Here is an 8,575-nt window from a genome sequence, read left to right as displayed (position 1 = left end):
CTTCTTGGCCATCTTCGTTGCATGGCGGGCGGCGTCTTCGGTCGGATCGGTCGGTTTCGGTGCGGCCATGGTCCCTTCCATTGCTTGACAGGTGGCAGCACATGCCTCAGGACAGGCAGCGCTGGTTCCTGTCTTAGGGCAGGCGAAGAGGGAATGCGACAGGCTTTGCGACCACCCATGGTCCGGGGCCGAAGCGCAGCCGCCCCCGCGACCGTGACCGGAGAGGCCCCCCATGGCCCACTGGCAACATGCCGGGAAGGGGGAGGGGCCGCCGGGGTTTCGATGAAACCCCGACATCCGCAAGCCGGGAGACCTGCCAGCGAAGGAATGTGACGGCGGACGGGGGATTCCGCGACCGGCTCGGGGCATGGACGCCCCCCGCAGGCCCGCCCCTTTTCGCGAATGTAAAAAGGACTGTTGGCCCCGTGACTGTAACTTTGCATGTCTGCACGACCTGCCGGATGGGTCAGCCCATCCCGGAGGATGAGGTTCGCCCCGGCGCCCGGCTTCTGGACGCGCTTCTGGCTGAAGGTGCGCCGGAAGGGGTGCGTATCGTACCGGTCGAATGCCTTTCGGCCTGCGATCATGGCTGCAATATCGCGATCTCGGGTCCCGGCCGCTGGTCCTATGTCTATCGCGGGCTCAATCCCGACGAACATGTCGCCGATATCCTTTCCGGTGTCGCCGCCTATGCTGCAACGACGGACGGGATCGTGCCATGGCGGGACCGTCCGGTGATTTTCCGCAAGCAGAGCCTTGCCCGTATCCCCCCGATGGAGAGCTGAATGACCAACCTTTCGAAAATCCCCGTCACCGTCATCACCGGCTTTCTGGGCAGCGGCAAGACGACGCTGATCCGCCACCTGATGCAGAACCCGCAAGGCAAGCGTCTGGCGGTGCTGGTCAATGAATTCGGCACCGTTGGTGTTGACGGCGATATCCTGAAAAGCTGCGCGGATGAAAACTGCCCGGCCGAAAACATCGTCGAACTGGCCAATGGCTGTATCTGCTGCACCGTCGCCGATGATTTCATCCCGACGATCGAGGCGCTGATGGCCCTGCCGCAGATGCCCGATCATATCCTGATCGAAACCTCGGGGCTGGCCCTGCCAAAGCCGCTTCTGAAAGCCTTCGACTGGCCTGCGATCCGGTCCAAGATCACCGTGGACGGCGTCATCGCGCTGGCCGATGCCGAGGCGGTCGCGGCGGGCCGGTTTGCGCCCGATGTCGATGCCGTGCAGGCCCAGCGTGAGGCCGATGACAGCATCGACCACGAGACACCGCTGTCGGAAGTCTTCGAAGACCAGATTTCCTGCGCCGATATCGTTCTTCTGTCCAAGGCCGATCTGGCCGGTGAGGCGGGTCTTGCCGCCGCGAAAGCGGTGATCGAGGCCGAAGCCCCGCGCAAGCTGCCGATCCTGGCGATGGAGGAAGGCCGCATCGATCCCGCCGTCATCCTCGGGCTGGGGGCGGCGGCGGAAGACGATCTCGACGCTCGTCCTTCGCATCACGATGGGCACGACGACCATGAACATGACGATTTCGACACGGTGGTGATCGAGCTGCCGGAGGTGGCCGATCCCGACGCCCTGCAGGCGGCCATCGTGCGGCTGGCGCAGGAACAGAACATCCTGCGGGTCAAGGGTTATGTCGCCGTCACCGGCAAGCCGATGCGGATGCTGGTGCAGGCCGTGGGCACGCGCATCCGGGCGCAATACGATAAGCCGTGGGGCGATGCGCCCCGCGCGTCGAAGCTTGTCGTGATCGGCGAACATGACGATGTCGATCCGGCCGCGATCCGCGCGGTTCTGGTGCCGGAAACCGTAGGGGCCTGATCCGCCATGCATGTCGTCTTCCGCGAAAGCCATGGGCTGGAGGAAACGGACACCCCGTTCGACCTGGGTCAGGACCCGGCCGATCTGGTGGTGCTGTCGTTTTCCGACAGCGACCTTGGTGCTTTCGCGGCAGGCTGGCATCGGGCGGCGGGGGCCCTGCCGACGGTTCGTCTGGCGAACCTCGTGGCCCTGCGGCATCCGTTGTCGGTCGACACCTATGTCGATCAGACCCTGTCGGGCGCCAAGGGCATCCTCATCCGCCTGATCGGGGGCGAAAGCTACTGGCCCTATGGTCTGGCGCAGGTGCAGGACCTCGCCCGGCGCAAGGGCATTGCGCTGGCGATCCTGCCTGCCGACGGGCGCGAGGATGCGCGGCTGGATGAGCTCTCCACCCTGCCGAAATCGACCCTGCGCCGCCTGCAAGCGCTCTGCGATGCGGGCGGGGCCGTGGCCGCACAGGCCGCGCTTCAGCAGATGGCTTTGGCGGCGGGTCTTTATGCCGGGCCGGTGGCGGGCGACAAGTCCGTGCCCGCTTTCGGCTGGTACCTGCCGGGCAAGGGCATCGCCTCCGCACCGGACGCGGAACGTAGTCCCGGACTTGATCCGGGACCTCTACGCCCCCTCGCCGTCGTCACCTTCTACCGGTCCTACCTGACCTCCGCCGATACCGATCCGGTCGACGCGCTGATTGCGGCGCTGGAGGAACGCGGTTTCAGCGCCATTGGCGCTTATGCCGCCTCGCTGAAGGATCCCGCAGCCGCCACATGGCTGCGCGCTGAACTTACCCGCCTCGCCCCCGCCGCCATCGTCAACGCCACTGCCTTCTCGGCAAAGGGCTCGGATGGCTCCGCCTCGCCTCTCGATGCGGCGGGCTGTCCGGTCTTTCAGGTCGCCCTGTCGACCGCGCGGAAAAAGGACTGGGCCGAGTCCGAGCGCGGGCTGTCACCCGCCGACCTTGCCATGCATGTCGTGCTGCCCGAGGTCGATGGCCGCATTTTCACCGGTGTTGCCAGCTTCAAGAGCCCCGGACGCCGCGATCCCGACCTGCAATATTCCCGCTTCGCCCACCGCGACGACCCCGACCGCATCGCCGCCGTCGCCGACCGTGTGGCGGGCTGGCACCGCCTTGCGACGACGCCCGCGCCGGACCGCAATGTCGCGCTGATCCTCTCCACCTATCCCGGCAAGGCGCATCAGTTGGCCCATGCGGTGGGCCTCGACGCGCTTGCCTCGGCAGAAGGCATCCTTACGGCCCTTGCCGACGGAAACCACGATGTGGAGGCGGGCGAGAACCTTGGTCAGGCCCTGACGGTTGAAACGCTGAAATGGCCAGTTTCGGCATATACAGACACTGTTTCGACCCTTCCCGCCCCGCTGAAAGATGCCCTATTCGCCGCCTGGGGCGACCCGGCGACCGACCCGTCGGTCACCGACGGTCATTTTCGCTTTCACGCGATCCGCAGAGGCAAGGCCATCGTCGCCCTGCAACCCGAACGCGGTGAGGTCACAACCCGGGGCGACGATTACCACGATCTGTCCCGAACCCCGCGCCACGGCTATGTGGCCTTCTATCTCTGGCTCCGGGCGCAGGGCCTGCACGCACTCCTTCATATCGGTGCGCATGGCACGCTCGAATGGCTGCCGGGCAAATCGGTGGCGCTCTCTGCTGACTGCTGGCCCGAGGCGCTGACCGGTTCCCTGCCCGTCATCTATCCCTTCATCGTCAACGACCCGGGCGAGGCCGCACAAGCCAAGCGGCGTATCGGGGCCGTGACCATCGGCCACCTGCCGCCGCCCTTGATCGACAGTGCGGTGCCCGAGGATCTGGGTCGCCTTGAACGCCTGCTCGATGAATACTCTACCGCCGACGGGCTTGACCCCGCCCGCCGCGACCGGCTGATCGCGGCAATCCGGGACGAGGCGCGCGGGCGTGGCGTCGAGGATGACCTTGGTATTCCGGAGGATGCCTCGCCCGCCGAGGCGATCACCCGCATCGACCGCTTTGTCTGCGACATCAAGGAAAGCCAGTATGGCGACGGGCTCCATATCTTCGGTTCCGGCCAGTGCGGGGCGGAGGAATGCGCCGGGCTGACCGCCGCGCTGAACGGCCAGCGGGTAGAAGCTGGCCCCTCCGGCTCGCCCTTCCGGGGCCGGTCGGACGTGCTGCCCACGGGCCGCAATCTTTTCACCACCGACCCCCGCGCCGTGCCCTCACGCGCCGCCCATGCACAGGGCGTGAAACTGGCCGAGGAGCTGTTGCGCCGTCCCCTGCAGGACCATGGCGACTGGCCAAAATCGCTGGTCATCGACCTCTGGGGGTCGGCCACGATGCGCACGGCAGGCGAGGAATTCGCGATGGCCCTGCACCTCGCGGGCCTTTCCCCGAAATGGGACGACGGATCTGAGCGTGTGTCGGGCTTCGAAGTGATCCCGCTCGCCCTGCTGCGCCGCCCCCGCATCGACGTCACTTTGCGCGTTTCGGGCCTGTTCAGAGACGTTTTTCCCGGGCTGGCCCAGCTTTTCGAAGCCGCCGCCGCCGCTTTGGCAGAGCGCGAGGAAACGCCAGAGGACAATCCCTACCTGCGCTCCTCCCCCCGCGTCTTCGGCCCCAAGCCCGGCCTCTACGGCCTCGCCATGGGCGAGGCGATTGAGGATTACGGGCCGGAGGGGCGGGCGGCGGCGGGTGAGGCGTGGCTGTCGGGCTCCGAATGGGCCATTGACGCATCTGGCAGTGTCCAGCATGCCCGGGCGGCCCTTGAGGAACAGGTGAAGGGGGCTGACGGCTTCGTCCATATTCAGGATCTGGCCGAGACCGACCTGCTATTGGCCTCCGACTATGCCGCGCATGAGGGCGGGTTCGCCGCCGCCGTCGCAAAGCTGGGGGGCGAGGCGCCTGCCCTTTATCATATCGACGCAACCCGACCGGACGCGCCCCGCGCAAGGACGCTCCCTGAGGAAATCGGCCGCGTCGTCCGGGCCCGGGCCGCGAACCCGAATTGGGCCGACGGCATGATGCGCCATGGCTTCCGCGGCGCTGCCGAGATCGCGGCAACGCTCGACCATATGGCGGCCTTCGCCCATCTCGCCCGCGCGGTGCCCCCGCATCTTTTCGACCTCTACCATGAGGCGACATTGGGCCGGGATGAGGTCGTGGCTTTCATGGAGGACGAAAACCCTGCAGCCCTGCAGGCCCTGCGCGACCGGTTCGCCGCCTTGCGCGATGCGGGCCTCTGGATCACCCGGCGCAATTCCATCGCGATCGAGGCTGGGCAATGAGCGATCCTGTGATCAAAGGCTGGTGCCCCGGCGCGCTTCGCCCGATGATGTCGGGCGACGGCCTTGTCGTCCGGGTCCGTCCGCGCGGCGGGCGGCTGACGCCGGAGCAGGCGAAAGGTATCGCCACGCTTTCGGCCCGCCACGGCAACGGGCTGATCGACCTTTCCGCCCGCGCCAATGTCCAGCTGCGCGGTGTGACCGAAGCCGCGCATGGCCCGCTGATCGAGGGTCTTTCCGCCCTTGGTCTGATCGACGAAACGACCGAGGTTGAAAGCCGCCGCAATATCGTGGTGACGCCCTTCTGGCAGGATGGCGACGGCGTTCAGGACTTCGTGCAGTCCCTGACCAGGGCGCTGGGCCACAAGGACGCGCCGCAGGCGCCGGGAAAATTCGGCTATGCGATCGATTGCAGCGCCGAGCCGGTTCTGTCGGAAGCCTCTGCCGATATCCGTATCGAACGCGGTCCGGGCGGTACCCTTCTGGTCCGTGCCGATGGCATGGGTTTCGGTGCCGAAGCGACGCCTGCGACCGTGGCACCGCTGGCCCTGAGGCTCGCACAGTGGTTTCTTGAGACTGGCGGCGCACCGGAAGGGCGCGGACGTATGGCGGCGCATCTCGCGCGTGGCGCGCGCCTGCCGGAGCTGTTCACAGAACTCCCCGCCATCCCACGCGCCGCAGCCCCGGCCCCCGCGCCGGGGCCTCTGCCGATGGGCTTTCTCGTCGGCTTCGAATTCGGCCAGATCACGGCCAGAACCATGTCTATCCTTGCCGAAAATGGTCCATTGCGGATCACGCCCTGGCGCATGATCCTGATCGAGGGTGCCGCTGAAGCCCCTGCCATTCCCGGCCTGATCACCGATCCCGCTGACCCGATGCTGCGGGTCACGGCCTGCACCGGCGCGCCCGGCTGTCCGCAGGCGCTGATTGCGACGCGTGGCCTCGCCCGCGCGCTCGGGTCGGCCTTGCCGGAGGGGACCCGGCTGCACGTCTCCGGCTGCGCCAAGGGCTGTGCCCATCCCGGCCCTGCGCTCTTGACACTTGTGGGCCGCGCCGACGGCACCGTTGATCTGATCCAAAGCGGCACCGCCGCCGAAACCCCATCGAAGACCGGGCTAAACCCCGAAACGCTCTCCGCCAATCCCGCCCTTCTGACCGAGACCCAACATGCCCCATAGCTACCAGACCGACGGCGCCGCGATTTACCTTGAAAGCTTCGCCACGATCCGGGCCGAGGCGAACCTCACCCGCTTCACACCGGAAGAAGAGATCGTCGTCGTCCGCATGATCCATGCCGCCGGAATGGTGGGGCTTGAGGACCATGTCCGCTTTTCCCCCGGCATGGCGATCGCCGCCCGTGCAGCACTTGAGGCCGGCGCGCCGATCCTCTGCGATGCGCGGATGGTCAGCGAGGGCATCACAAGACCGCGCTTGCCTGCGAACAACGAAGTCATCTGCACGCTGCAGGACCCGCTCGTGGTAGGGATGGCGAAGGAGATGGGCAACACCCGCTCCGCCGCCGCGCTGGAACTCTGGCGGCCGCATCTGGAAGGGGCCGTGGTGGCCATCGGCAACGCGCCGACCGCCCTTTTTCATCTTCTCAACATGCTCGAAGACCCCGCCTGCCCGCGCCCCGCAGCAATCATCGGCTGCCCGGTGGGCTTTGTCGGTGCGGCCGAATCCAAGGATGCGCTGATGCAGGATCTGCCGGTGCCCTCGGTCATCGTGAAGGGCCGTCTTGGCGGATCGGCGATCACCGTCGCCGCCGTCAATGCGCTCGCCAGCCGGAAGGAATGAACATGGGAAAGGTCATCTGCACCGGCCTCGGCCCCGGCGATCCGGATCTGATGAGCGTCAAGGCCGACCGGCTGGTGCGCACTTCGACCCATATCGCCTATTTCCGCAAGGCGGGTTACGAGGGGCAGGCGCGGCGCATCGTCAATGGCATGCTGCGCGCCGACGCCACCGAATACCCGATGGAATATCCCGTCACGACCGAGATCCATTTCTCCGATCCCGAATACAATCGGGTGATGGCGGAGTTTTACGAAGACTGGGCCGAAAAACTGGCCCGTTTGGCCGAAATAGAGACTGTTTTGGTGCTTTGTGAGGGTGACCCGTTCTTTTACGGCAGCTTCATGCATCTCTACACGCGGCTTCGCGCGCGCAACGTGGTGGAAGTAATCCCCGGCATCACCGGCATGTCCGGCTGCTGGACCGCGACGGGCGAACCGATCACCTGGGGCGACGATGTTCTGACCGTGGTCACCGCGACGATGGATGAAGACGAACTGACCCGCCGCATCCGCGATACCGACGCGTTGGTGGTGATGAAGATCGGCCGCAATCTGGAAAAACTGAAGCGCTGTCTGAGCGCGGCGGGGCGGTTGGATACCGCATGGCTGGTGGAACGCGGCACGATGAGTGACCAGAAGGTGCACCGGCTTTGTGAAGCACCCGCCAAGGTGCCCTATTTCTCCATCGCCGTCGTACACGGACAGGGGCGGCGGCCATGAGTGGCTGGATCGCTGTCGCGGGCCTCGGACCCGGGGATGAGGCCCTTGTGACCGATGAGGTCCGCGCGGCCTTGGCCGAGGCAACCGATGTCGTGGGCTACATCCCCTATGTCGCGCGGGTGGCAGCACGCGAAGGGCTGACATTGCACCCATCCGACAACCGCGTGGAGCTGGACCGTGCGGGCCACGCGCTCGATATGGCGGCGGCGGGCAAGCGGGTGGTCGTGGTCTCCTCCGGCGATCCCGGTGTTTTTGCCATGGCCTCGGCGCTCTTCGAGGCGCTGGAACAGCGACCCGATGCGCAGGATTACGACATCCGCATTCTGCCCGGCATCACCGCAATGCTGGCCGCCGCCGCGCGGCTCGGCGCGCCTTTGGGCCATGATTTCTGCGCGATCAACCTTTCGGACAACCTGAAACCCTGGGAACTGGTCGAACACCGCCTTCGCCTCGCCGCGCAAGCCGGTTTCGCGATGGCTTTCTACAACCCGCGCTCAAAGAGCCGCCCGCATCAGTTTGCCCGCGCGCTGGAGATCCTGCGCGAAGAGGCAGGGGGCGAGACGCTGATTTCCTTCGCCCGCGCGGTTACGACGCCGGATGAGGCGCTGAGCACAGTCACGTTGGCCGAGGCAACGCCCGAAATGGCCGATATGCGCACAGTCGTGATCGTCGGCAACCGCGATACCCGCCGGATCGGGCGCTTCGTCTATACGCCGAGGTCCGTGCGGTGAGCGAGAAACGCCATAACCTCGGCCACGTTCCGCGCGATGCGGCGGGGCGGCAGGGCCGGGCGGTCGATCAGGATCACCGGCAGGCCAAGGCTGCGCGCGGCGTCGAGTTTCGCCCGCGCACCGGTGCCGCCAGAGTTTTTCGTCACGATCAGATTCACGCGGCGGGATTTCAGCAGTTTCCAGTCGCCATCCTCGGTGAACGGACCACGTGCAATCACGG

8 protein-coding genes and 1 riboswitch are annotated in these 8,575 nt (G+C 66.4%); of the genes, 7 read left to right on the top strand and 1 reads right to left on the bottom strand.

Going from position 1 to position 8,575, the window contains the following annotated elements; all coding sequences use genetic code 11:
- The first annotated feature begins 105 nt into the window (after positions 1-105).
- Positions 106-335, top strand: a riboswitch (cobalamin riboswitch).
- Positions 336-425: 90 nt separating this feature from the next.
- Genes WBB85_RS04150 through cobJ form a run of 7 tightly spaced genes read left to right on the top strand, consistent with a single transcriptional unit; the run spans position 426 to position 8,355 of the window.
- Positions 426-785 (top strand): DUF1636 family protein, encoded by a 360-nt coding sequence (locus WBB85_RS04150; protein WP_432637366.1) that lies wholly within the window; start codon positions 426-428, stop codon positions 783-785.
- Complete coding sequence (gene cobW / locus WBB85_RS04145) at positions 786-1,835, top strand: cobalamin biosynthesis protein CobW (protein ID WP_432637365.1); 1,050 nt, start codon at positions 786-788, stop codon at positions 1,833-1,835.
- A gap of 6 nt (positions 1,836-1,841) precedes the next feature.
- Positions 1,842-5,111: a cobaltochelatase subunit CobN gene (gene cobN / locus WBB85_RS04140; RefSeq protein WP_432637364.1), complete on the top strand. Its 3,270-nt coding sequence runs from the start codon at positions 1,842-1,844 to the stop codon at positions 5,109-5,111.
- Positions 5,108-6,286 carry a precorrin-3B synthase gene (gene cobG / locus WBB85_RS04135; RefSeq protein ID WP_432637362.1) on the top strand — a complete coding sequence of 393 codons (1,179 nt, stop codon included), beginning with the start codon at positions 5,108-5,110 and terminating at the stop codon, positions 6,284-6,286. The genes cobN and cobG overlap by 4 nt, the downstream gene beginning before the upstream one ends.
- Positions 6,276-6,905, top strand: coding sequence for a precorrin-8X methylmutase (locus WBB85_RS04130; protein WP_432637361.1), 630 nt, complete (start codon positions 6,276-6,278; stop codon positions 6,903-6,905). The genes cobG and WBB85_RS04130 overlap by 11 nt, the downstream gene beginning before the upstream one ends.
- Positions 6,906-6,907: 2 nt before the next feature.
- Positions 6,908-7,624, top strand: a complete 717-nt coding sequence (locus WBB85_RS04125) for a precorrin-2 C(20)-methyltransferase (RefSeq protein ID WP_432637360.1) — start codon at positions 6,908-6,910, stop codon at positions 7,622-7,624.
- Positions 7,621-8,355 (top strand): precorrin-3B C(17)-methyltransferase, encoded by a 735-nt coding sequence (gene cobJ, locus WBB85_RS04120; RefSeq protein ID WP_432637359.1) that lies wholly within the window; start codon positions 7,621-7,623, stop codon positions 8,353-8,355. Before WBB85_RS04125 ends, cobJ begins: the two co-directional genes overlap by 4 nt.
- Here cobJ and WBB85_RS04115 read toward each other — a convergent pair.
- On the bottom strand, positions 8,331-8,575 hold a 245-nt coding region (locus WBB85_RS04115), incomplete at its 5' end, for a precorrin-6A/cobalt-precorrin-6A reductase (protein WP_432637358.1). The two genes, cobJ and WBB85_RS04115, sit on opposite strands and share 25 nt — an antisense overlap.

The sequence above is a fragment of the Albidovulum sp. genome, assembly GCF_049646345.1.
Classification (GTDB): domain Bacteria; phylum Pseudomonadota; class Alphaproteobacteria; order Rhodobacterales; family Rhodobacteraceae; genus Albidovulum.
This window is presented reverse-complemented; position numbering and strand designations above follow the sequence as displayed.

Coding starts and splice junctions, on each gene's coding strand:
- cobG (WP_432637362.1), top strand. CDS start 5,108: ATGAGCGATCCTGTGATCAAAGGCTGGTGCCCCGGCGCGCTTCGCCCG.
- WBB85_RS04125 (WP_432637360.1), top strand. CDS start 6,908: ATGGGAAAGGTCATCTGCACCGGCCTCGGCCCCGGCGATCCGGATCTG.
- cobW (WP_432637365.1), top strand. CDS start 786: ATGACCAACCTTTCGAAAATCCCCGTCACCGTCATCACCGGCTTTCTG.
- cobN (WP_432637364.1), top strand. CDS start 1,842: ATGCATGTCGTCTTCCGCGAAAGCCATGGGCTGGAGGAAACGGACACC.
- WBB85_RS04130 (WP_432637361.1), top strand. CDS start 6,276: ATGCCCCATAGCTACCAGACCGACGGCGCCGCGATTTACCTTGAAAGC.
- cobJ (WP_432637359.1), top strand. CDS start 7,621: ATGAGTGGCTGGATCGCTGTCGCGGGCCTCGGACCCGGGGATGAGGCC.